Raw genomic sequence first — 24,422 nt, 5'->3', positions numbered from 1 at the left:
TTATTTTTCTAATACGTTATTATGAATTACCTTTTCTAAATCTACTTTCTTGAATTCTTCTGCAAAATCCACAATATAATCCGCACAGGTCTGCAGCATTTCCTGTCCCCATTCAACGGTTGCTTTTTTCGGATGGTCCGGTCCGATCCAGCCATTGTCGGTTACGTTTGGTGTGCTGCGAAGCACTTCCACTTCAACACCTTTGAATTTCACGGTACGGAAGCCCGTAGCCACCAGATTTTCATTTAAGTCCTTTAATTTCAGAGGCTCCTCTGTGAGCTCGCTGTAATCGATCAGGTCAGGATTCACGCCCATGATGCCGGCTGTCTCTTCTGCGCCGCCATGGCCGCCCTTCCATTCCGGTTTCATATCCCAGGTCATCAGCCACCAGTTCAGCATAACCACCAATGCGCCCTTTTTCTCAAAATCCAGGCCCACACGCTCGATGGTCTTAATGTTTCCGCCGTGGCCGTTTAATACCAGGATTTTGCGTGCGCCATGGTTGTAAAGATTCTCAACAACCTTGTACAGCAGGTTATATAACAGCTCGGTTCCCAGGTTAATGGTTCCCGGATATGGCTCCAGGCACTCGCAGGCGCCGTATGGAATTGTCGGAGCAATCAGAACGTCACTTTTCTCTTCAATTAATTCAAGAAGACGATCCGGAATCAGGGTATCGGTTCCCAGCGGCATATGTCTTCCGTGGCATTCAATACTTCCGATGGATACGATCACCATATCGTTTTCTTCAAAATATTTCTGTGCTCTTGGCCATGTAATATTCGCTAATCTCATGTCTTTGTTCTCCTTTGTCTTTGCTTTTTTATTTCATAATCGTTTGGCACTCTGCCAAGCAATTATTTACTTTTTAAATGAGGATGTCCTAAAATAAGACACCCCCACTCATTTCTTAATTCAATTATTCGGCAACTTTAACCTGATCCAGCTTGTGGTATCCGATTGGGTCGACCACGAAGTTCTCTACCTTGTTGCTTGCGCCTACTAAGATACTGCTGTAGTAAAGAGGAGCGTTGTTGTTGATTTCTTTTAATTTTACTGCCAGATCTGCGTAGATCTTTTCTCTGGCTGCAGAATCTGTATTGGAACGTCCTTCCTCAACTAATTTGTCAACATCCGGATCTGCAAGGAAGGAACGGTTTCCTGCAGCTCCCTGCTGAGAGGAGTGCTCCAGAGAGTAATAGGTATAGTCAGCATCGATGGTAGATGTTACCCATCCCATGAATCCCATGTCAAAGTCTCCGGCAGATGTCTTGTCGATGAAGCTTCCGAATTCCATAACCTCTACTTCACAGTTAATTCCAACCTCTGCAAGCATAGCCTGGATTGCCTGACATGCCTCTGTACGTTCCTGGTTGTCGTTTACACAGATGCTTGTGTCAAATCCGTCTGCATAGCCGGCCTCTGCAAGAAGCTCTTTTGCTTTTTCAGGATCATATTCGTATGCTCCCGGGCTGCTGTAGCCGAATACTGCCGGTGCGATGATAGCATCTGCCACCTGACCTGCACCGTTGATGATGGTATCTACCAGTAACTGACGGTCGATTGCCAGGTTGATTGCTTCACGAACACGGATATCATCAAAAGGTTTCTGTTTCATGTTCATGGTAACATAATAGCAGGACAGTGACGGAGCTTCCAGAAGCTGTAAGTCTGCATTGTCTGCAACTTTGTCTTTGTCATTTGCAATGATATCATAAGCCAGGTCGATTTCGCCTGTTTCCAGAGCGATGGTTCTCTGAGCTGCTTCCGGGATAACCTTCATCTGCAGGTACTTTGTTGCCGGAGCGCCTGCATAGTAATCGTCAAATGCTTCCAGCTTCACAGAGTCACCCTGTTTCCACTCAACGAATTTGTATGGGCCGGAACCAACCGGATTGGTCTTGAAGCCTTCTTCGTCAGCTTCCACAACTGCCTTCGGAACGATGGCGGCAAACGGTACTGCCAGGTTTCTAAGAGTCGGTGCGTATGGAGCATCGGTTGTTACGGTTACGGTGTAGTCATCATTTACTTCTACCGTATCAATAAAGTCGACTACGTAAGAAACTGCGGCAGAGTTGATGGCTCTTTCCAGAGAGAATTTAACGTCCTCTGCTGTCAGGTCAGAACCGTCATGGAACTTGATTCCCTTTCTGATCTTGAATACGTAGGTCTTATCATCGGTCTGCTCCCAGGATTCTGCAATCTGCGGCTCAACCTCATTGGTCTCAGGGTTAACGATGGTCAGAGTATCAAAAATATTGTTTGTTACCTGAACTGACGGTGTTTCTTTTCCCTGATGCGGGTCCATGGAGGTTACGTCAGCGCCCTGTCCCCAGACAATCGTGTCTTTGTAGCCGCCTGCGCTCTCCTGTGTGCTTTCTTCCGTTGTTGCCACAGCGTCTTCCTTTGGTTTTGCAGCGCCATCATCCTTTTTTCCGCCGCCGCATGCTGTCATAGAAACTGCCATAGTAGCAGCCAGTAACAGCGCCAGTGCTTTTCTCACATGATTTTTCATAGCTTTCTCCTTTTCTTTCCTCTATTTACATAAAAGCCATTTTTCTGACTTTCGTGTACTTATTTACCAAACTCCCCGATTCGCATACAGGATACGAAATGTCCCGGCTCCACCTCTGTCAGATGGATATCCGGACTGCCGCACACCTCCGTCGCATAAGGACAGCGCTTTGCAAAACGGCATCCCGGCTCCGGGTCAATGGGGGAAGTAATCTCACCCTTCATCATAATTCGTTCCATCGGATAATCCGGATCCGGAATGGGAATCGCTGACAAGAGTGCTTTTGTATAGGGATGTACCGGATTCTTAAAGAGCACCTCTGTGGGCGCCATCTCCACCATCTGTCCCAGGTACATAACCATAATCTGGTTAGAAAAATGCTTTACAACCGATAGGTCATGGGTAATGAACATATAGGTCAGATCCAGCTCATCCTGCAAATCCTGCATCAGGTTCAGAATCTGTGCCTGAATGGACACGTCCAGAGCGGAAACCGGCTCATCGCATACGATGAATTTGGGCCTCAATGCCAGTGCACGGGCAATTCCGATACGCTGTCTTCTTCCGCCGTCCAGCTCATGGGGGTAGGAGTTGGTCAGACGCTCTGCCAGACCTACCAGATTCATCAGCTCATGGACTCTTTTCTGAAGTCCTTCCTTATCCTTCTTGTCGTAAATCTTCTGAATCAGCAGGGGCTCCATAATCGCCTCGCTGACAGTCATTCTCGGGTTCAGGGATGCGAAGGGGTCCTGAAAGATAATCTGCATTTCCCTTCTTAATTCTTTCATCTTATTCTTATCATAGGAAAGAATGTCATTTCCTTCAAAATATACTTTACCGGAGGTCGGCTCATGCAGTCTTAATATGGCTCTTCCCATGGTGGATTTTCCGCAGCCGGACTCTCCAACCACGCCTAATGTCTCTCCCGCGCGGATACTGAAGGATACATCGTCCACCGCGTGAAGGACACCTCCGGGAGTATTAAAATATTTCTTCAGGTGTTCCACCTTCAGCAGTTCTTTGTTCTGATTTTCCATATCAATGCTCCTTTACTTCCGTGGCTTCCGGCAAAATGCAGCGTACCATGTGCTCTCCGCCCACAGACTTCATCTCAGGCACCTTCTCCATACAGGCAGCGGTTGCATATTTACAGCGGTCTGCAAACTTACAGCCCTTGGCCAGATTGGTCGGATCCGGCATCAGTCCGTCGATGGCCTGGAGACGCTCTACCTGCTCTACCAGGTTCGGGATGGATGCCATCAGTCCCTTGGTGTAGGGATGGCGGATATCCTTGTAAACCTCGCGGAGTGTACCGTATTCCACGATTTCCCCGGCATACATAATCGCCACATAATCACAGGTCTGTGCCACAACACCCAGATCATGGGTAATCAGCAACATAGAGGTATTATCTCTCTTTTTCAGATTCTGAATCAGATCCAGCACCTGTGCCTGAATGGTAACATCCAGCGCTGTGGTCGGCTCATCGGCAATCAGAAGCCTCGGCTGGCATGCAAGAGCAATGGCGATGATTACACGCTGCTTCATACCGCCGGAAAACTGATGGGGATATTCTCTGCCGCGGGCTGCGGGGATACCGACCAGCTCCAGCATCTCATCCGCTTTTTTGACAGCCTCTTCCTTGGAAAGCTTATTATGCTGCAAAATAACCTCCATAATCTGGTCTCGAACGGTCATAACCGGATTCAGGGATGTCATTGGATCCTGGAAAATCATGGAAATCTGTTTTCCTCTGACCTTGCGCATCTCCTGAACACTTTTTTTCAGCAGATCCTCTCCGTCATAGAAAACCTCTCCGCCCTTGATTTTTCCCGGAGGATTGGGCACCAGCTGCATAATACCCTTTGCAAGGGTGGTCTTGCCTGCGCCGGTCTCTCCCACCAGTCCCAGTGTCTTGCCTGTATGAATCTGCAGGCTGACACCGTTTAATGCCTGTACCAGACCGTCATCGGTCTCATAATGAATGACCAGGTCTTTTACATCTAATAAAATATCTGACATGTCTTCTTCCACCTTTCCGATTAATTCTTCAGTCTCGGGTCTAATGCGTCACGCAGACCGTCACCCATGACATTCAGTGCAAGGATGGTCAGCATAATTGCAAGTCCCGGAATAACGGTGATGTGCCAGGAGCTTCGGATATAGCTTCTTGCTCCGGAAAGCATCGCGCCCCACTCCGGTGTCGGTGGCTGAATACCAAGTCCCAGGAATGACAGACCGGCGATGGAAAGAATCGCACCTGCCACGCCAAGGGTTACCTGTACTATAATCGGCGCCATGGAGTTCGGAAGGATGTATTTGAAAATAATACGGAAATCACTGGCACCCACAGCCTTTGCCGCTTCAATATAATCCTGTCCCTTAACGGTGAGAATCGGCGCGCGGACGGTTCTGGCAAAGGTCGGCACATAGGAAATACCGATGGCCAGCAGCACGTTCACCAGGCTGGTTCCGAAAGCCGCTACGATGGCGATAGCCAGCAGCATGGAAGGAATTGCCAGAAAAACGTCCATGATACGCATGATAACGTTATCTAATTTGCCGCCGTAATAGCCGGCAATGGCTCCGAACAGACCTCCGACGATACAGGAGAGTGCAATGGATAGAGCTCCCATAAACAAAGAGGAGCGAATCGACCAGAGAATACGTATCAGCATATCTCTTCCGAACTCATCCTGTCCGAAAATATGCGCCGCACTCGGTGGTGCAAGACGCTCTCTTAGGTTCTGCTTAATAACATAAGTCTCATAAATAGACGGATTCACCGCATCAATGATAATGGTGGCAATGGCAATGACAACCAGTGCTATCAGGAAAATCATTCCCGCAACCGCCAACTTGTTTTTCTTAAAACGTCTCCAGGTCTCCTGCCATAAAGTACGCTGTTGGGAGGATGACTGGACTTTTTTTGCTTTACTCATCTGGATACTCCTCCTTATTTCTTCTTATACAGTGATTTGATTCTCGGGTCTACGAAGGCGTATATGATATCTACCATCAGGTTGACGATGGAGAACATGACCGCCATGAAGATAACCGAGCCGAGAACCATCGGAATATCCTTTGACTTAATGGAATCGACCATCAGTCGTCCCAGTCCCGGCCAGGAGAATACGGTCTCCGTCAGCATGGCGCCGCCAAGCAGTGTACCAAACTGCAGACCGACTGCCGTAACGATGGGAATCAGAGCGTTTTTGAGCATATGACGGAAGGTGATGGTACGCTCGGATACACCCTTTGCTTTCGCCGTATCTATGTAATCCTGATGAATAACCTCCAACATGGACGAACGGGTCATACGGGTAATGGTTGCCGCACAGCCAGTTCCAAGGGTCAGTGCCGGAAGCACTAGGCTCTTAAGCAGCTCGACTCCACCCTCTCCCATACCCTGAGAAGGCAGCCAGCCAAGATTCAGAGCAAAGACAATAACCACCAGAAGACCAAACCAGAAGTTCGGCATGGAAACACCGATCAGCGAGAGCACCATCGACACATTATCCACAGCGGAATACTGCTTCTTCGCCGAAATGATGCCTGTGGGGATACCGATTATCAGGGCCACCAGAATACCTGCCACCGCCAGTACTGCCGTATTTGGGAAACGCTCCATAACCTGATCCCATACACTTAAGTCATTCTTATAGGATGTTCCCAGGTCTCCCTGTACCATGTTGACAACGTATCTGCCGTAACGGACAAGCAGCGGGTCATTGAGTCCCAGCTCTTCTCTCTTCATCTCCAGGGCTTCCTCAGATGCCTGATCTCCGAGAATCATTGCAGCCGGATCACCCGGTGATAAATTCAGGATGAAAAATACGATGAATGTAACACCCAGGAGCACTGGGATCATCATCAGTAGTCTCTTCAAGATATATTTGTACATCTTTTGTTCCTCCTCTTGTAAATTCTTGTGAAAATGTTCCAATAGCAAAACACATATGTCCTGCCCCGGAAAACATTTTCCTAAAAAAAAATGGCACATTCACCCTATCTGCGCCATTGCTTTAAATCATTATAGTAACAAATTCGGATTTTGTCAATTATTTTATGTAATTATTTTCATTTTAATTATATTGTCAACAATCCATTTTACACCTTGGCATATTTGTGCTATAATGCAATTATTAGAAATACACATTTTGAGCAAATTGCACAGGAGGCATTTATGAGAGAAATTGGAGGATATTTTCCTTACATTGAAGAACCAGACAACAAAAATCACTATCTTGATGGGCTCTGTCCGCCGGAAGGCGATCTGCGTTTCCTGATGTCCGGACGCTGTGCCAACTATCTGGCACTGGAGGATTTCAAAAAACAACAGCCCCATCCGGTAGCGTATGTCCCCCTTTATACCTGCGAAACTGTCATTGACCCCTTCGTCAAGGCAGGCTATGAGCTTATTTTCTATGATTTCACCAAAGATATGATACCGATTTTCGATGAATCGGTGCTAGATAAGATTCATCTGATATCCATCTGCGGTTATTACGGCTTTTCCGGCTATGACCGGGAATTTCTGAAGAAATGTGAGGAGCGCGGCATCTGTATCATCGAGGACACCACCCACTCCATTTTCTCCGCGGACGGCATTTACGAGGGATGCACCTACGTTGTGGGAAGCATGCGCAAGTGGCTGGGCGTTTCCTGCGGCGGCTTTGCCATCAAGAAAACCGGCAGCTTCACTCCGTTGATTCTTCCTCCCCACGAGGTCCATCTGAACATGCGCCGTCAGGGCCTGGCGGTAAAGACCGATGCCTTCCGTCATCCGGACACCGTGGCTGCCTCCGTATCCGAGGACGCCTCCAGACTTCTCTGGGATGCCGAGCTGCTTCTGCGTAAGGTTTACGATATCCACGGCTCCGATTCCGAATCAGTGGACATTATCGAATATTATGATTTTGACGCTCTCAAAAGGCAGCGCCGGGAGAACTATCGCTATATGCTGGAGCACTGTCCGAAATCCGATGCCTACACCATTGTATTCCCTTACCTGGACGATGCCACCGTACCAAGCCACTTCACCCTCTACGCCGCAGACCGCGGAAAATTTAAGGAATACCTGAGCCAAAACGGCATCCACGCCACCTCCTACTGGCCGGTGGGTCCCTATATCAATCTGGAAGGACATACGGACTGTGCCTATATTTATGACCATGTGATCTCCATCCCCTGCGACCAGAGATATACCGCCGAGGACATGGCATATATCTGCCGGGTGCTTAAGGACTTTTAACACCGCAGGATATTGATCTTCCGCATTTAACTTAAAAAGGACACCGCCGCTTTTTTTAAGTGACCGTGTCCTTTTTTTTAAAGTGTCTTCTTCAGAAGTCTCCTTCTCGATTCGATTTTATATATCCGCTCTCCGGTCTGTACATAGTGATTTCTCAGGCACAGCACTGCGCTCTCCAAATCAATGCCGCTGAGCTTCTCCAGCAGAAGCTTATGAGCCTCATAATTATCCCCGCGCCGGTAATTGCCGAAGATTTCCTCCGCAGTCTCTCCCTCACGCAACTCAAAGGTATCATTGACCTTCAAAAACATGGCGCCGTTTAACGGGCTTAAGCTCTCCCACATCCGTACCAGACGCTTCATATTCCCCGCGCTGACGATTTCTCTGTGAAACAGCTCATCCATCTGCACCATCTGCAGAAGATTCTTATCCTTCTGGGCGCGCTCCATCCCCTCCAGATAGCTTCTCATGGTTAAAAGGCTGGTATCCGGCAGCCTTCCCCCCGCCTGGCGAAGAGCCATGATTTCCAGATTGCCCCGCAGAAAGAATACCTCATAGGCATCCTCCATAGACAGATTCGTCACGCGGCAACCCTTATTGGATTCGTAGGTCACCAGACCTTCAAATTCCAGAATTTTCAATGCCTCCCGCACCGGTCCCCTGCTGACCTCCATACATTTTGCAACATCACTCTCAATAATCCTGCTGTCTGCCTGCAGCTCGCCGTTTATGATTTTTGCCCGCAGCATATCTGCAACCTTCTCCGACAGTATCTTTTTTTCGCCATTTTTCATATATTTATCCCCTGCCCTTGTAATGAGGACTAATGTCTCTCTGTATGATACAACCTTTTTGTTGTTCTGTCAATGTTTAACAATACTTTTTTCCTGTATTTGTGCTTTTTGTATGCTTTCCGGTGGAAAAGACCAAATCGCCTGCACGGTGGCAACTTCTGTAAAGGTAACCGGTCTGAAGGCTACTGCTTTATCCAAAGGCAGAATCCAGTTAAAATGGACCGGTTATCCTACCAACTACAAAAATGGATATTCCAGATATGTGATCGAGTACAAAACCAGTGCCAAGGGTGCCTATAAACGCCTGAAGTTATCCGGAGATTCCAATGGAAGCTATACCCTGAAATCCCTGAAAAAGGGTAAAACCTACTACTTCCGTATCCGCAGTTATGTAAAGGATACCAACAGCTATGTCAAAGCATACAGTTCTTATTCAAAGGTATTGAAAATTAAAGCAAAATAATATAAAATAGCCATACTGGAAATCAGAAACAGTGGAACAGGACGAAAGACAAGCTTCCGATCATTGGAATCGGTGCCGTATGTAATACAGACGGTACCTGGTATTCCCAGAACAATTTACCAGAGAAATTTCAGAAGCTGATGAATAAACATCACATTCTGGAATACAATAATCAATTTGATCAAAAACATAAAATCACAGAGTATTTTTCCATTGAAAAAAGGCCGCAATGAATGCGGTCTTTTTTGTAAAAAGGGATTTTATCTGCTATATTATTTACAGAGCTTTTTAAACTCATCTGCTACGAACTGAACTTTCGTACCGATTACAACCTGAACAGAATTTTTACCAGGTCTGATCACACCGGCAACACCGGCTGATTTAATTTTCTTTTCATCAACAGCTGTGTAATCTTTGATTTCCAGACGAAGTCTTGTAATGCAGTTATCGATAGATGCAACGTTTCCTTTTCCGCCAACACCTTCTAAGATAATTTTTGCAACTTCTGTAAAGTTATCGTTTGCAAGTTTTACAGTTGTCTCATCCATATCATCATCTTCTCTTCCAGGAGTCTTCAGATCAAATTTAAGGATTGCAAATCTGAATACTACATAGAATACGATGAATGCTGCGATTCCCAGAGGAATGATCAGCAATGTTTTCTGTGCTGCAGGCAGAGATGCGGAGAACAGAAGGTCTGTTGCACCTGCTGAGAATGAAAAGCCTGCACGGAATCCTAATAATACTGTGACAAATGTAAAGATACCATATAATAATGCATAAATAACATAAAGTCCAGGAGCCAGGAACATGAAACCAAATTCGAACGGCTCTGTAACACCACAGATAAATGAACAGATTGCTGCGGAAGCTACCAGACCAATAGCAACTTTTTTCTTATTGTCCTTTGCACACTGGATCATTGCCAGAGCTGCACCAGGAATACCAAACATCATACATGGGAAGAAACCGGACATATACATTCCAAGGCTCCAGCTTACATCTGCAGATGTCTCACCTGCCCAGAAATGAGTCAGGTCGCCAAGTCCGATTGTATCAAACCAGAATACATTGTTTAATGCGTGATGCAGACCTGTAGGAATTAAAAGTCTGTTCAGGAATGCATAAATACCAGCTCCAAGAGCTCCCATTCCGGCAATTGCATTACCGATGGAAATCAGTGCACCGAAGAGGATCGGCCATACAAACAGTAACACTACGGATACGAGAATAGATACAACACCTGCGATGATGGCTACACAACGTTTGCCGCTGAAGAAAGAAAGCCAGTCCGGTAATTTTGTGCTTTTGAATTTGTTGTAACAGCTAGATCCGATCACACCTGCAAGAATACCGATAAATGGGTTGGCAATTTTGTTAAATGCCAGTGTTTTGTCTGCATTGTCTGCGATAGATGGAAACAGTGTTGTAACAAATCCTGTGCTTAACAGTGTTGTGATCATAAGCCAGGAAGCAAGGGCTGCAAGACCGCCTGTACCATCGTGGTCATCTGACATACCCACACCTACGCCGATTACGAATAACAGTGCCATATTATCGATCAGGGCACCACCGGCTTTTACAAGGAAAATACCAACCATCGGACCAAATCCGGTGATATCACCACCCTGCATACTTGCAGGACAAAGTAAATAACCAATACCCATGAGGATACCGCAGATTGGAAGACAAGCTACCGGTAACATCAGGGCTTTTCCTAATTTCTGTAAATACTTCATACTTTTTCCTCCTTAGATAGAATGATTTACTCTTTCAAATCCCCTTTTATTTATTTTTACCCGGATACCCCCGGGAAAAATACATGATTATTATTTTGTGATCACGATCACATCATCACCGGGCTGTACCTCTTTGTTATCCAGTCCCCGGACATCTCCATAGTCATCTGTATTACAGATAACAACAAGTGTACTGGTATCATATCCTGCAGCTTTGACCTTTTCCAGATCAATCTCCAGAATCAGATCTCCCTTCTTCACTGCATCACCGGAATGTACATGACCTGTAAATCCGTCACCGCCCATTTTGACTGTATCCAGACCCACATGGACCAGAATCTCCACACCATCAGCCGTAGAAAGACTGAATGCATGAAGGGTATCAAACAGTGTTTCAATTGTTCCGTCTGCAGGCGCATAAATTTTTCCGTCGGACGGAAGGATTGCCGCACCCTTTCCCAGCATCCCCTCACTGAAGGTCGGATCATTTACACTGGAAAGAGGAACTGTCTTCCCCTTCACCGGAGATCCGATGATCAGTTCAGGTGTCTTTTTCTTCTTAAAAAAATCAAACATGCTTAAAAGCCTCCTTCTTTTTTACATTTATAATTATCATTTTATAAATCTATAGTAGTAACTCTGCGGATATGCACAGCCAGATACATGATTTCTTCCTCAGACAATCTGCTGCCGGTTGCCTGCATGATATATTCCGCAACCTTTACACTGCATTGATATTCCCTGGGATATTTCCGCTGCATCAACAGGGACAGCTCTCTGTCCTCGCTGGAAAGTAGCTCCTTCCGGTAAATCCGCTGTATCAGAAACTTGATATGTGTCATAAAGCGCTCATAATGTAAAGATGATTCGTCCAACAGTATTCCCAGATCACGTTCCACAATATCCACAATTGCCTGCATCTGATCCGGAAATTTCACTGCATCCCGGATATCTGTACCATATTCTGCATTTACGAAATGAAGAGCAATAAATCCTGCTTCATCCTCCGGCAGAAGAATACCAAGTCTGTCATGGATCAGCTCCAACGCATAGATTCCTAATTGAAATTCCTGAGGATAAAAGCGCTTGATTTCCCACAATAATGCATTCTGCGGTTCTATTCCCTGGCTCACTCTTTCAATTGCAAAATTAATATGATCCGTCAGCGTCACATAAATGCTCTGATTCAGTTTTAATTTCAGATGATCCTTTGCATGAGAGATGATCTCGTCTGAAATCCTCACTCGTTCCAGCGGCATATTGGCCAGCAGCTCCTTGAACTGTTCCGTCAGTGTCCGGCTTTTAATGCGAAAGATTTTACTGATCTGGTCAGCAGGAACCACTTCTCCCTGTTTCTTTTTGAAACCGATTCCACGTCCCATCACGATTACTTCTGCACCGGATTTCTCATATGCCGAGATAATATTGTTATTGATCACTTTTTCAATTATGATATTATCCATGTCTTTCCTTTTCCAAACGATATGTTTCCTGACAGCGGAGTAATTTCCCTGTAACGTAACAAGAAAGAATCCTGCTTACAGGAACATTACGAAGTAATTTCCCTGTAACATAAAAAAACCAGAATTTACAGACTGATTTTCTCAGCCATAGATTCTGGTTTTGCCTTCCTAACAGTAACAATCCGTATGTTTTTAATTGATAAAGCCATCTATAACAAAGTTACAAAAATACGTCAACCCCACTTTTTTATTTTGTCAAAAATCGCTATTGTATTTTCATTCTTCTTTGTGTTTTATCTGATATATTTCACATTTTATCCTGTATTTTTCTATTTCTTCTTTCCTGCAATAAAGCGGCAAATCGTTTATTCCACACTTTTCAGGGATTCTACCATGTCAATCTTCTTTAATTTCTGATGCATAAACAGATTTACGATCATGGAGAATCCAATTGTCAGCAGTCCGCAGTACAGGAAACTGACAGGATTGATATTTCTTCCAAACATAACCGCATCCACTTCCACAGTACGGATAATATACCTGTGCAAAAAGATTCCGAATACAGCTCCTGCCAGTACGCCGATGAAGGTAAGGATAACATTCTCCCTGTACACATAGGCAGAAACTTCAGCATCATAGAATCCCAGCACCTTCAGGGTTGCCAGTTCTCTCTGGCGTTCCGTAATATTGACATTGTTCAGATTATACAGAACCACGAAAGCAAGCATTCCCGCAGAAATGATCAGCACTATGATTACCGTATCCAATGCTCCAAGCATTCTGTGAAGCTGAGCCTCCAGACTGCTGGTATAGCTGATGCTTAACGCAGCCGGATACTTCAGGATCTCATTTCCCACCTCAGATTCTGATTCTTTGTACTCCTCTTTTACTGTGAACACAGTTGCAGAATAGTCAGGCTTCTCCCCGAAGATCTGTTCATAGACATTTCCTGTCATATAAATATAATGTCCCATGTAATTCTCTGTCACTGCTGCGATCTTTGTCTCATAATTTTTCCCATCCTTTGTGATGGTCATGCTGTCCCCCACTTTCAGTCCTGTCAGGGTTGCCGTCTTCTCACTGATCACTGTACCTGCATCCGTCAGCTTATACTTCTCTTTTGTCTTTCTGTCCTGAAGAGTTACATCCTTATTAAAGGTCTCAAGATTCTCAGGCACATAAACATATACGCTGATATTGGATTTATTTCTGGGAACACTCATCTTGGTAAACTGCACATGGGTATATCTCTCAATCTGACTGTTATTTTTCAGAAACTCATCCAGCTCCTGTCTCTCCTTATCTGTTGCATCCTCATCATCAATAATCGTTCCTGTATAATGCTGAAGCTCCTGATATTGCCGTCTGGCAATATCCATAATGGAATCTCTGAGTCCAAAGCCTACCAGCATCAGCGCCATACTTCCCGAAATACCGAAAATTGTCATAAAGAAACGTTTTTTATATCGGAAAAGGTTTCTCAGTGTAGATTTCCATGTAAAATTCAAGTGCTTCCAGAAAAGCGGGATCCGTTCCAGCAGGATTCTCTTACCCTCTTTGGGAGCAGGAGGACGCATCAGTGATGCCGGAGTTTCCGCCAGTGCCCTGTAACAGGAGAAAATGGTGGCTCCGACGGTACACACAGTTGCCGCACCTGCTGCTATCATTGCAAATTTAAACTCATAACGGATCTGGATATTGTTCATCATGCCCTTGTACATAATGCCATACCCGTTAATAATAACCAAAGGCAGGATCTTCTCTCCGATCAGAATTCCCAGGATACTGCCTCCCACTGTGGCAAGAAAGGCATACAGCAGATATTTGGATGCAATCGCATACTTGCCGTATCCCAGAGCCTTCATTGTACCAATCTGGGTTCTCTGTTCCTCCACCATTCGTGTCATGGTAGTCAGACTTACCAGTGCAGCCACCAGGAAAAAGATAACAGGGAAAACCTGTCCGATACTTCTCATTCTGTCTGCATTATCCCCATAATCTGAATATTCCGGCAGATCATTGCGGTCCGTTACCATCCATTCCGGCATACTGATATCATCGATCTCATCCTGAGCATCCTGAATTTTCTTCTCACCGTCTGCGATTTCTTTCTCTGCATCCCTCTTTCCGTCTTCGTATTCTTTTTTACCTTCTTCCAGATCCTTCTCAGCTTTTTTGATGTCCTTTCTGGAATCCTTCAGCTTCTGTTCGTTCTCTGAGATTTCTTTCTCTCCATCCCTCAGCTTCTGTTCATTGTCGGCAATCTCTTTCTCGCCGGAAGCAAGCTTCCCTTCATTCTCCCGGATCTGTGCTTCTCCTGAAGCAAGTTCTGCCTCCTTCTCCTCTAACTGAGCCTGGCTGGAATTTAGTTTTGCTTTTGCAGCATCGATCTGTTCCTGTGCTGACTCAAGCTGGGCTTCTTTTTCCTGAATCTCTTTTCTGGCTGGTTCCAGCTTCTTCTCCTGAGCCTTCACCTCTTTCCATCCTGCATCAATCTTTGCCTGGGCATCGGGAAATGCGGCCTCCTGCTGGTTCAGTTCTGCTTCCTTTGCATCAAGCTGGGCCAGTCCGCTCTCCACCTGGCTTAAACCACTCTCCAGTTCACTTCTTGCTGCTGCGATCTGGTTTCTGGATGCTTCCAGCTGGGCTGCCTGACTGTCCACCTGCTCCTGATAAGCGGAAACCTGTGCTGCCAGAGCCGCCAGGTCTTCCTCGGAATATGTGCCTGAAGCTTGTGCCTGCTCATACTGTGCCTGCAATGCTGCAAGCTGACTTCTGGCACCCTCAAGCTGAGCCTCTCCTTCTGCAAGTCCGGCCTCCTGCTGCTCAATCTGCGCAAGTCCCTGATTGCAGCTTTCCTTTTTGGCATTTAAATCCTGTCTGGTTGCTGCAATCTGCTCTCTGCCTGACTGGATCTGCGCCTTGCCATTGTCAAGTTCCTGCTGACTCTGGGTAAGCTGCGTCTTTGCATCTGCAATCTTCTTCTCACCGGCACTTAACTGGTTCTTGCCATCCTCAAGCTGAGCCTTTCCATCATCAAGCTTTGCCTGGTTTTCGGAAACCTCCGCCCATCCGGCATTCAGCTGTTCCTTTGCAGATGCGATCTGTGCTCTGCCACTGGCAATCTGCTCTTTCGCACTGGCAAGCTGGGATCTGCCGTCCTCTAACTCCTTCTTTGCATCTGCAAGCCGGGCTTTTCCGTCCTCCAGTTCCTTTTTTGCGTCTGCAAGCTTTTTCTTGCCATCCTTATATTCCTTCTTGCCATCTTTTAACTTCTTTTCGCCATCCTCCAATTCTTTTCTGGCATCCGCAAGCTTCTCATCAGCCTCCTTCTTGCCGTCTTCAAGTTCCTGTCTGGCATCTGCAAGCTTGTCATTAGCTTCCTCTACAATCTCATCATATCTAACCTGGCACCGTTCTGCCTCAATCCCCTCCACTTGCTCCTGCACTCGCTCTATCAGGGAATCATAAGCATCTGTATAGCTGATCAGATCCTGTGCCCCATGAGCCTGCACATAGATCTGTGTATAAACCTCCTGGCCAAAATCCTCAGGGAGCACATAGGCAAATCCATTAACCTCACCGGAACCCAGAGTGGAATTTCCGCGATTATAGGATATGTAAAGCGGACTCTCTCCTAAACCTACAACTGTGTAATCTGTCTTTTTCAACAGTTCGCTGTCTCCGCCCTCTTTCAGGGTAATCTGATCACCCACCTTATATCCATTGCTCTCAGCAAAAATACAGTCAAGAAAAATCTCTCCGCTTTTTTCCGGAGCTTTTCCCTCTGTCACTGAGATCCGGTTCATGGTTTGATCCACAGCTTCCACATGAAGTACCTTCTGCTTCTCGCCTTCTCCACACATTACATCTGTACCATAGGCGCCCTCTGCATTCTCTACTCCGTCCACCTGCTTAATGGCAGCTACATCATCCTCCGTCAGTCCCAGAGTTCCCACTACTTTGATATCCATAAGATTGGTTTCATCATAATAGGCATCGCCTGAGAAGCGCATATCCGGTGATGAGGCCTGTATCCCGGAGAAAAACGCAACTCCCAGAGCAACGATCATAAATATGGAAATAAATCTGGCTTTGCTCTTGCGTATCTCCATCCAGAAATCTTTATGCATTGCTTTCATACTAATCACCTACCATTCTATCTCCTCAATCGGTGTAGGATGGTCATTCATCGTCATCCTGGAAACCTTGCCGTTCTTGATCTTGATCACACGGTCTGCCATAGGTGTCAGCGCCGAGTTATGGGTAATGACGATCACTGTCATTCCACGATCCCTGCACATATCCTGCAAAAGTTTAAGGATTGCCTTACCAGTCTGGTAGTCCAGTGCACCTGTGGGCTCATCACACAACAACAGCTTGGGATTCTTCGCCAGTGCTCTGGCAATGGAAACTCTCTGCTGCTCACCACCGGAAAGCTGTGCCGGGAAATTGGTCAGTCTGTCCTTCAGTCCCACTTCCTCCAGAACCTCCCTGGCATCCAGCGGATTCTTACATATCTGCAGTGCCAGTTCTACATTCTCCAGTGCTGTAAGGTTGGGCACCAGATTATAGAACTGGAATACAAATCCAATATCATTTCTCCGATAACTGGTAAGCTGCCTGCTGTTATATCTGGCAATATTCCTTCCATCCACCAGAACCTCTCCGCTGGTAGCCTGATCCATACCCCCAAGAATGTTCAGCACTGTCGTCTTGCCCGCACCGCTGGGACCAACGATCACTACAAACTCTCCCTTGGCAATCTCAAAGCTGATCTCATCTACTGCAACGATCTTTACTTCTTTGGTTCCATATATCTTGGAAACCTTATCCAGTTTTACATATGCATCTGTCATCTCACTCATCCGCATTTCCCCTGTAATTTTATTTTTGCTACACCGGTAATTTTATTTTGTTAGAATTATTAACGATTCTTTTGACCCCGATTTACTTCCGTATTTATTTACAGGCAGGTCAAATTCTGACCTGCCTGGTAGTCTTAATGGTTATATTTATTGTAACACATTATACCTGTAATTAAAAATAAAATATTCATAAAAAATCCAGATATTCCAAAACCGCCTGATCATCTCAGGCGGTTCATCATTTTGACTATGCACAGCACAAGCTTCCTTTCTTCTTAATTGTATGTACCAGAACATCTTATATCTTCTTTACCCGTTATTATTTTACATTAAACTGATGCCGAAAATATAAAAAAGGAATAAACATGCATCATCTGACCTCGAATCTTTATTTTTATTCTTACCTAATTTCCGCATGAAAGAAAAAAATCATGCTCATATACACACTTATGGTTTACAAATCACCAAAAGCAGCATCTTTATATAGTGAATTTGCAAATTCAAAAAATTTAAAGGAGGCAAAAATTATGCCAGGAACATTAACTTTCAGTGTTGTAAACTGGAAAGAATCTGATGCAGAATGTACATTCACAGTCGTAAACTCAGGTTTTGGTTATACCACACAGTTGCAGAATAAATACTACCATACTTCCTTTGGATTATTTATTCTGACAAACAACACCTTCTTTTTTGATATATATGCAGAAAAAAATTAAATTTCTGGTCTAAATCACTTTTCTACTTCACAACTACTTTCTTTACCTCTGACCATTTCGTATAATTTTTTGCATATCCTTTTACATAAGCACGTCCTGTAAGATAATAAACTCCAGGTTTTACATTTTTAAAAATGACTGTAGTTTTCGTCTGATTTTTCTTAGTATAAGCATAACCGCTGACATATGTATAACTTCCATCTTCAGATTGAGATACTTTCTTTGCCAGTACCCAGTCCGTTCCGTCACAGGCTTTTGGTACAGTAAACTTCACCGTTACTTTTCTTTTTGTTCCCTGTCTGGAAACCTTTGCCGATTTAACAGCTGGTTTTCCTGTTACAAGGCTTGTCTTTACCGTTACTTTTTGAACTTCCGCCCACTTACTCAGTACTTTTTTATTTGATCCATCCAGATATTTATAGCCATGTACACCAATATACCAGTTTCCTTTCGGTACTCCTTTTAGAATGAGTTCCTTGCTGTTTCCTGAATATCTGCATTGTACCTTTATATAATCTGATGGCTCATCCCCGTCTTTACTTCTGGCAGCAACAACATCATAACCATCCAGTTCTTCTGTATTACTGCCAAGGATAATTTTAACATCATTTTTCTTCACCTGTAGTTTCTGAACCACAGGTGCATTTGGTGTCTTTATATTTACCTTTAACAGAAATCCTTCAGACCATTCACCATATTTCTCCGTATGACCACTTTCCTCTTTATATGCCCTGCAATAGAGATAATGCGTCCCTTCAGGAATATATTTCAGTTTAGGATAATGATTCAGTTCAGATTTTGCGACCTTCACCTGTGCGATATAATTTCCTTTTTCCAGTTCCTTTTGAGATTCTGCTGCTACAAAAAAATATCCGTCTGCTTCATTAGAAATATCTCTTAAAGAAAGTTCTGCATAATTTGTGATCACTCTGGTCCATGTCGGATCAATCACCGGTCTGTTCAACGCCTTGTACGCATCCACCTGTACCTTTATCTTTACAGACGTATCCAGCTCTTCATTGTTTTCACCTTCACGCAGTTCCAATTGTCCGTTAACTGTGAAACTTTGAGACGCCGTATTTTTCGGGTTATATGCGCAATTCTCCACATCCCATTTTACATCGGCAGAAAATGTCGTTTTTTCTCCATCCACTTCAGCACCATAGACTTTAAGAACCGATGGCAAATGTAAAGCATCAGCAGTTTTTTCTACGCCATTGGTAATTCCGGTCACAGGTTCAATGGTATCCACCAGTCCCTGAAATGTCCTTGAATCTACTCTGAAAGAATCCCAAATCTTCTTTGTTATAGTATCTCCTGTCGCTGTTTTCGCAGTCACTGTCACTCCAAGATCATGTTCTCCAACTGGCAGTCCCATCTGCGGACAAAGGCTCAGTTCTGTACTCTCTCCAGGTGCCAGACTGGTATTTCCGGATAATGATACACTACAGTCTTTGCTGTAATCGAAAGACAGTTCCATATTCATGTCCGTAAAATTTTTTAGAACATAAATTCTGGCTTCCGGAAGTGTCTTATATCCCCAGTGCATTATCGGGAAACTCTCGGAAGATTTTTCGGTAATTTCCAGACTCTTCTTTTCCGTTGGGTTCTTCTCTCTGTTCATTGTGATATGAACCGGATATCTGCTTCCGTCATCTGCAAGGAAATCAAACGTTTCATCATATGTTCCGTATTCCTGCTTTGGCAGTACAAAAAAGTCCAGAGTTTCTCCCGGCTTCAGCAGTCTTTTGGAATCCTGTTCCTCATAATCCTCTGACCACTTTGCCATCTGATCATCTACCTCAAAATTCTTAAGACCAGAAGCATCTACCCGGACTCTTGTTTCTTTTTTTCCTGAATTTCTGACTTTCACATATTTCTCTACACGAAATTCCGGATCATAAAAATCACTTTCTGTAAGCTCTACATCCGTACCTGTTTCTATGCTTAACTCATAGTCTCTTTCAGAAGATTCACCAGACAGAGCCGAATCTGTTACTATGTCAGGAATATTTTCTGTTCCATCACTGAAAGATTCCCCTGTCGAAAAACTCTCCGCTCCCCATACGGTTAATGGAGCTGTACCCAGCATTACTGCTGACAAAAAAAGTGCTGTTATAACCTTGTATTCTTTCATCTCTTTTTCCTCCATTCAATGATATTTATTATTATAGTATACCACCTTTTATATGAACATCTGTAATTATAGAATAAAACGTATTCTAATGGGCATGAGTGTTTTTGCCTGTATATCGGATTAATCTGTTTTCTTGCCTGAATGATAAAAGCCCTCCCCACTGTGACATTCATTTTGTAGAGAGAGCTTCTATTTCTTTTTCCTATTTTATCAAAAAGATTTTTTCACTTTCAATGCCGCCTTCATCCTCATGCCATTTATTCATTAAAATGAACTCATATCATTTTACTGATTTTCCAAAATATGTAATTCCATACTGAGGCTCAGAAAGACGATATCTATTTTTTACTTTACCTGTTTTTGATAATACAACAATATCTGATTTCACATTATTTCCCATTGTATATCCACAAACATATAAATTTCTTTTCTGACATTGTACCTGCCATATTCATTTCCTCCTGAAATTTATATTTTTTCGAATTTGCAAATTCTACTTGATAAAGAGTTCTTAATTTCAGCTTTGCAAACCTCAAAGAATAAATTTTCCCTTGACAATTTTATACCTGAATTTTTACTCCTGCTTATGCTTACCAAAAAGATTCTCTTTGATTTCTGATAAATCACTTTGTACCTGATGTAAAATCTCTAATTTCTCTGTCAGTTTCTCTATTACAGACTGATAATTTTTTTCCCGCTCTTCCTGTTTCTCATCTCGTTTTTCATTTGATTTCACAATATAAACCAAAAGAAATACCGCCAGCACTGCCCAGATTCCATGCGAAACTGCCACATTCATAACCGTTGTTTCCATAGTTCACCTCCCTCCTCTTAATCTTCTTTTATTACGCATTTTTTTCTATATTCCATCCACTAAAAGTCTTTTCTGGTCTTATTATTACCGTTCCAATTTAAGGCACAGTTTTATTCTCTACAATTATTCTACCAATCTCTTTTTACCATATATTTTTTCTCCTCTTATCATTAATTTGAATTTGCAAACTCACTTAATAAAGAGTTTTTTCTCTTCCATTTGTAAACTCATAATTTTTTTCTTTTTTAGTTTCTGATCAGCAGTTTTCTTACTACTTCCCCTAAAAAGGAGGTAGATACCTATGAAAACACTGACAGAACTTATCCAAAATTGTCAAAATGGTATCCCAGATTCAGACAGTGAAATTCTCAAACGTATGGAACCGCTTGTGAAAGGATATGCATCCCGGATTCACTGCATGGAACGTGAAGATTCCACACAGGAATTGTATCTTACTTTGTTAAAGACATTGCCATATTTAAGTTCTTCATCCTCAGAAGGTGAATGTATCAGATACATGCAGACCTCTGTCGAAAACAGATATCGTTCCCTTTGCCGCAGTTGTCTTTCCGAACCTGAAAAAGATGATTTTGATTCTTGTTCTGTTTCATTACAGGCTCCCGACAGTTTTGATGACACCTATTATGATGTAACCGCATATATCAACTCTTACCCTTCGGACAGTGTCCAGAGAAAAATTCTGTCCATGTACTTTTATCAGGATAAAAGCGATGCCCAGATTGCCCGGAAACTGAAGCTGTCCCGCCAGTACGTCAATCGGATGAAGAAGAAACTAATTCTCAAATATATTTCCGAAAACAAATAAAAGAAACACCTGCTGACCATAAATTTACAGTCTGCAGGTGTTCCCTTAGTTTTCATAAAATTTCCATTAATGCCATTCCCGTACCGGAAATGCCATTCATAAAAGCCAGATTCAGATATTCTGTCCCAGATATTTTTGCCGGGTGATCCAGTTGAAATAAAAGGCAGTCACATAACGCCTCATATTGCTCCTTCATTTTTTTATTACCATATTTTCGAAGATACTTCTTCATAATAAGTAAATTCCCGGACATCCCATGACACAGACAAATTTTTTCATCCTGTTCTCCATAAAACAAAGAGTCTGCAGCATTTAACCTGTCTTTTTTAATCTGCATATCCTCAGGAAACAGCTCTTCCAGTTTCATTCGTGAAAGCAGGATTCCCGGCGCCCCATGGCACCATGCATTCATGAAGCTTTCCCCTGAACTCTCTCGTAAATCCTTCCAGTTTCCGGCTTTCTCTGAGTACAAAGAATCCTCATATCTCAGCAAAAGCTGTATTTTATCAGCATATTCCACTTTATGATTACATTCATACAACGCTGCATAAGCCATCATAAATCCACTGTTGCCATGAGACATTCCAGCCAGCGGTCCGTCTGTTCCTTTTAATCTCCATCCGTATCCATTTCCGGTTTCCTGTCCTTTCTTCCACAAATCTTTTTCCATATCTGCCGCTATTTCATAATATTTCAGATTTCCGGTTTCTTTATATAACATTACTGCCATTACAATAGCTCCGGCATTTCCGCTCAGATAATCCAGTTGTGAATCTTCTTTCCATACCCTCTCAATAATGCTGAAATGCTTTTCCGCATAAATCATCCACACTCTTTTTCCTGTAAGTTTAAACAGATAAAGATAGGTATATACCACCGAGCTTTCTCCATTTACAATACCTGTCAGAAGATTTTTATCATAAATCTGTTTTTTGTGTATTTCATCTGTATAAGCTTTCAATCTCAAAACAGCAAGATGATAAATTTCTTCTGCACTTGCATTCTTTTCTTCAAAATCATGAAGATATTTTGCAAGAAACAAGACTGTCCCCGATATTCCATCATATAAATAGATTCCACCTGATCTGAGGTTCCAGTGACCATTATCCCAGAATTGCAGTCCTGTCCAGCCAACACTCTGTTCCCGGATAATTGCTCTGCTGCAGATTCGATGAACTATCTTTCTGATCTGACTGTATATTTTGCGCTCTTTATCTGTGTCATATCCCTTTATCCTGGTCGGAAACATCTTTTTCTTTCCATCAGATGCCTTCAGCATTTCCATGGACAGCCTGATATAATCACACTGACATTCCATATCAGAGTAACTCATCTGCTTCATATGCATTCGCCATGACTCATAAGGAGTACAGGGCAGATATTCTTTATGTTCTCCGCCATTTCCATCATAAACAGATCTGCTGTTCGCATCAATCTCAAAGCAGGGTATATCCATTTCCAGAAGGCTGTCAATTTCATAATCATGAATCTCTTTCATAAAAGAAGATTCCCCCTCTTTGTGAATCACATTCAAAAGAGCTTTCCTGCATTCTCTTGACTTCATATAATCCGGATGAAACGAAGCCATAAGATACATTGCATACTGTTGGGTATGCCGCAGTACAACTCTGGAACGTCCGTCAAAAAAGCCGGACAACATCACCTCCACTTTCTTATCTGCCATTGTCACCATGTACGCCCTGCAAAATCCTCTGATAATGCATTCCGTATAATCTGCCGCATTGATAACCTGATCATTTAGTCTTACAATGCATTCCTTTATCTGCATTTCCACAGGTTCATATTCTATGTGAATATCAGATGTTTTATCATCCTTTACCACAGGAAGTTTAAACGGCGTTTTTATCTTTTCCTCTGTTCCCATTGCACTTATAAGAACTCTGCTGTTTCCTCTGCCCCATGTGAGAACAGGGAGCATTCCTGTATGTATAACCGAATTTGCCAATTTTATTTCTGTACTTTTGTTTATTTTTTCTTCTACACTACTTCCGTCTTTTTCTGATTGTTGTTTTAAATATCCCGGATATGTCTCCATATCGATAATCACAGGATATTCTCCATGTGCGATAATATTTTCACCATGAAGATCTGTTGCTCCAAGGGCATATCCCAAAAACAGATGTATGCCCATTCTGAAATAATAATGCTCCACCTCACTTTCGTTTTTACAGGGAATATTCTCAATTTTTTCTTCCCATCCATAGGAATCATGAGATAAATATTGTACCGTCCTGCAGGAAATTCCTGTTTTTCTGCATAAATAGTTATAAAGTTCCTGATATTTTATATTCTTATCAAGACTATGTGGCTTATAGTACAGAATTGTTCCATTATCCAATTCTACCTTCGCCACACTTCGTCCTCCTCTGTGTGTATCGCCTTTCGACATGTAAATTCCCACAGTCCCGGAAAACTTTCTTCCATCACAGAATATTTTTTGTATCTGTTCTTTTTCTGCATAAAGAGATTTCCTGATTTCACATTCTGCTCTCTGGATAGAGTTATTTTTTAAGTGAACCTCACATGGCTAAAGTCACGTGCTTCCGGACGCTTTAGGCGTCAGACTAAATATCGGCGGATACGCCTGTAACTTAGGTCTGCACAGTTATGTGCTTTTTCCATGCCAGATATGGCTGGTTTCCACATTACAGGTAGTCCGCTGTATATCTGCCTGTATCTATGCTGCTTTTAAGAGTTCCATTTCTGAATGGAGTTTCCTCAGATCTGCATAAACACATGAGGTTCTACGCTTTACAGGAGGGACTTTTGCCTCCAGTAAAGACCTTTCCGTTGCCGGAAGGGGTTTTAAAAG

19 protein-coding genes are annotated in these 24,422 nt (G+C 43.4%); 4 read left to right on the top strand and 15 right to left on the bottom strand.

The genetic code is table 11. The annotated features are described in order from the left end of the window. The 6 genes from I4V44_RS09695 to nikB all read right to left on the bottom strand — a co-directional run bounded on the left by I4V44_RS09695 (position 1) and on the right by nikB (position 6,419). A complete protein-coding gene (locus tag I4V44_RS09695; protein WP_118569099.1) occupies positions 1–795 on the bottom strand; it encodes a creatininase family protein in 795 nt (264 codons plus the stop codon). A gap of 124 nt (positions 796–919) precedes the next feature. Beyond that, a complete protein-coding gene (locus I4V44_RS09690; RefSeq protein WP_118569098.1) occupies positions 920–2,515 on the bottom strand; it encodes an ABC transporter substrate-binding protein in 1,596 nt (531 codons plus the stop codon). Between the two features lie 59 nt (positions 2,516–2,574). Further along, a complete protein-coding gene (locus tag I4V44_RS09685) occupies positions 2,575–3,552 on the bottom strand; it encodes an ABC transporter ATP-binding protein (protein ID WP_118569097.1) in 978 nt (325 codons plus the stop codon). A 1-nt stretch (position 3,553) separates the two neighbouring features. Next, on the bottom strand, positions 3,554–4,537 hold the full coding sequence (locus I4V44_RS09680; protein ID WP_118569096.1) for an ABC transporter ATP-binding protein: 984 nt from the start codon (positions 4,535–4,537) through the stop codon (positions 3,554–3,556). A gap of 20 nt (positions 4,538–4,557) precedes the next feature. Beyond that, positions 4,558–5,457 carry an ABC transporter permease gene (locus I4V44_RS09675; RefSeq protein ID WP_118569095.1) on the bottom strand — a complete coding sequence of 300 codons (900 nt, stop codon included), beginning with the start codon at positions 5,455–5,457 and terminating at the stop codon, positions 4,558–4,560. Positions 5,458–5,471: 14 nt separating this feature from the next. Continuing rightward, complete coding sequence (gene nikB, locus I4V44_RS09670; protein ID WP_118569094.1) at positions 5,472–6,419, bottom strand: nickel ABC transporter permease; 948 nt, start codon at positions 6,417–6,419, stop codon at positions 5,472–5,474. A 282-nt stretch (positions 6,420–6,701) separates the two neighbouring features. Here nikB and I4V44_RS09665 point away from each other — a divergent pair, with 282 nt between their 5' ends. Next, positions 6,702–7,769 (top strand): DegT/DnrJ/EryC1/StrS aminotransferase, encoded by a 1,068-nt coding sequence (locus tag I4V44_RS09665; protein WP_196002667.1) that lies wholly within the window; start codon positions 6,702–6,704, stop codon positions 7,767–7,769. A gap of 77 nt (positions 7,770–7,846) precedes the next feature. On the opposite strand, the gene I4V44_RS09660 is transcribed toward I4V44_RS09665, so the two are convergent. Beyond that, the gene (locus I4V44_RS09660) at positions 7,847–8,563 is read right to left on the bottom strand and encodes a GntR family transcriptional regulator (RefSeq protein WP_055057288.1); all 717 of its coding nucleotides are present in this window, start codon (positions 8,561–8,563) and stop codon (positions 7,847–7,849) included. 112 nt (positions 8,564–8,675) lie between these two features. Here I4V44_RS09660 and I4V44_RS09655 point away from each other — a divergent pair, with 112 nt between their 5' ends. Beyond that, the gene (locus I4V44_RS09655) at positions 8,676–9,026 is read left to right on the top strand and encodes a fibronectin type III domain-containing protein (protein WP_055057287.1); all 351 of its coding nucleotides are present in this window, start codon (positions 8,676–8,678) and stop codon (positions 9,024–9,026) included. 272 nt (positions 9,027–9,298) lie between these two features. Here I4V44_RS09655 and I4V44_RS09650 read toward each other — a convergent pair whose 3' ends face one another. From I4V44_RS09650 to I4V44_RS09630, 5 genes are all read right to left on the bottom strand, one after another. Further along, positions 9,299–10,765, bottom strand: a complete 1,467-nt coding sequence (locus tag I4V44_RS09650) for a PTS transporter subunit EIIC (RefSeq protein WP_196002666.1) — start codon at positions 10,763–10,765, stop codon at positions 9,299–9,301. Between the two features lie 90 nt (positions 10,766–10,855). Next, the gene (locus I4V44_RS09645; protein ID WP_118136656.1) at positions 10,856–11,341 is read right to left on the bottom strand and encodes a PTS sugar transporter subunit IIA; all 486 of its coding nucleotides are present in this window, start codon (positions 11,339–11,341) and stop codon (positions 10,856–10,858) included. A 41-nt stretch (positions 11,342–11,382) separates the two neighbouring features. Continuing rightward, positions 11,383–12,219, bottom strand: coding sequence for a BglG family transcription antiterminator LicT (licT, locus tag I4V44_RS09640; protein ID WP_196002674.1), 837 nt, complete (start codon positions 12,217–12,219; stop codon positions 11,383–11,385). Positions 12,220–12,593: 374 nt separating this feature from the next. Then, complete coding sequence (locus tag I4V44_RS09635) at positions 12,594–16,370, bottom strand: FtsX-like permease family protein (protein WP_196002673.1); 3,777 nt, start codon at positions 16,368–16,370, stop codon at positions 12,594–12,596. A gap of 9 nt (positions 16,371–16,379) precedes the next feature. Then, the gene (locus I4V44_RS09630) at positions 16,380–17,096 is read right to left on the bottom strand and encodes an ABC transporter ATP-binding protein (RefSeq protein ID WP_330610629.1); all 717 of its coding nucleotides are present in this window, start codon (positions 17,094–17,096) and stop codon (positions 16,380–16,382) included. 527 nt (positions 17,097–17,623) lie between these two features. Between I4V44_RS09630 and I4V44_RS09625 the strand changes: the two genes are divergently transcribed. After that, entirely contained in the window at positions 17,624–17,812 is a 189-nt protein-coding gene (locus tag I4V44_RS09625; protein ID WP_118613786.1) for a hypothetical protein, read from the top strand. Between the two features lie 22 nt (positions 17,813–17,834). Here I4V44_RS09625 and I4V44_RS09620 read toward each other — a convergent pair whose 3' ends face one another. After that, positions 17,835–19,949 (bottom strand): hypothetical protein, encoded by a 2,115-nt coding sequence (locus I4V44_RS09620; RefSeq protein WP_243280259.1) that lies wholly within the window; start codon positions 19,947–19,949, stop codon positions 17,835–17,837. Positions 19,950–20,523: 574 nt separating this feature from the next. After that, positions 20,524–20,763 carry a BhlA/UviB family holin-like peptide gene (locus tag I4V44_RS09615; RefSeq protein ID WP_055060199.1) on the bottom strand — a complete coding sequence of 80 codons (240 nt, stop codon included), beginning with the start codon at positions 20,761–20,763 and terminating at the stop codon, positions 20,524–20,526. Positions 20,764–21,064: 301 nt separating this feature from the next. On the opposite strand from I4V44_RS09615, the gene I4V44_RS09610 reads away from it, so the two are divergent. Further along, complete coding sequence (locus I4V44_RS09610; RefSeq protein ID WP_196002664.1) at positions 21,065–21,589, top strand: RNA polymerase sigma factor; 525 nt, start codon at positions 21,065–21,067, stop codon at positions 21,587–21,589. A gap of 52 nt (positions 21,590–21,641) precedes the next feature. Here I4V44_RS09610 and lanM read toward each other — a convergent pair whose 3' ends face one another. Next, positions 21,642–24,086, bottom strand: a complete 2,445-nt coding sequence (gene lanM, locus I4V44_RS09605; protein WP_420314748.1) for a type 2 lanthipeptide synthetase LanM — start codon at positions 24,084–24,086, stop codon at positions 21,642–21,644. Positions 24,087–24,422 lie beyond the last annotated feature (336 nt).

The sequence above is a fragment of the Blautia sp. 1001283B150304_161114_C9 genome (assembly GCF_015668165.1).
Lineage (GTDB): Bacteria > Bacillota > Clostridia > Lachnospirales > Lachnospiraceae > Blautia_A > Blautia_A wexlerae.
The sequence above is the reverse complement of the archived record's forward strand: the minus strand, read 5'-3'. Positions and strand labels throughout refer to the sequence as shown.